Source organism: Treponema sp. R80B11-R83G3 (assembly GCF_054786115.1).
The window spans coordinates 1-865 of record NZ_BDHF01000311.1 but is presented as its reverse complement, the minus strand read 5'-3'; the positions used below and the strand labels follow the sequence as shown (position 1 = coordinate 865).

1 protein-coding gene is annotated in these 865 nt (G+C 46.6%); it reads left to right on the top strand.

Annotated features, from left to right (window positions below):
- Positions 1-865 (top strand): NAD(P)/FAD-dependent oxidoreductase (locus ACYVRH_RS13535; RefSeq protein WP_461257417.1); only part of this gene is annotated, 865 nt, incomplete at both ends.

Below are 865 nucleotides of genomic sequence, written 5' to 3'. Positions count from 1 at the left end.
GTTCTTTGCCTTTTGTGCCGCCTTTTGAGGGGCTTAATTCAGTAAAAGATAAATGCACGTTTATGAGCCTTGACGACGCGAAAAAGTTGGACTCTATGCTGGAAAAAAACAAGCGAGTACTGATAATAGGCGCGGGTCTTATCGGGCTGAAGTGCGCCGAGGGCATTCACGAGCGGGTAAAACACATAACGGTAGTTGATCTTGCCCCTAGGATTTTATCCAGTATTCTTGACGAAGACGGCGCAAAAATGGTTCAAGCTCATCTGGAAAGCAAGGGCGTTGAGTTTAAGCTTGCCGCCAGCATCAAGAAATTTGAGAGTAACAAGGCTATTTTTGAAAACGGCGAGACGGAAGATTTCGATATTTTAGTCCTTGCCGTTGGAGTGCGTCCAAATACCGCGCTTTTAAACGGGATTGCGAAAATTGAGCGCGGCATCGTTATCAATGAAAAATCTGAAACTTCCGCCGGGGACATTTACGCTGCCGGAGACTGTACGCAGACAAACGACGTGTCAAGCGGGCAGAGTAAAATTATGGCGCTTTTGCCTAACGCTTATATGCAGTGCGAGTGCGCGGGAATCAATATGGCAGACGGCGTTGGCGATAAAGTCTCAGGCGAAAACGCCTCCTGCAACGGCGCAAATTACGGCGCAAATAGCGGCGCAAATAGCGGCGCGCGTTTTGACAAGGCAATTCCAATGAATGCGATTGGGTTTTTCGGACTGCATATCATCACGGCGGGCAATTACATAGGAGACGTATACGCGCAAACGGGAAAAGACAATTACAAACGACTGTTTCACAGTGATAACAAATTAAACGGTTATATTTTAATAGGCAATGTGGAAAAAGCTGGTATATACAC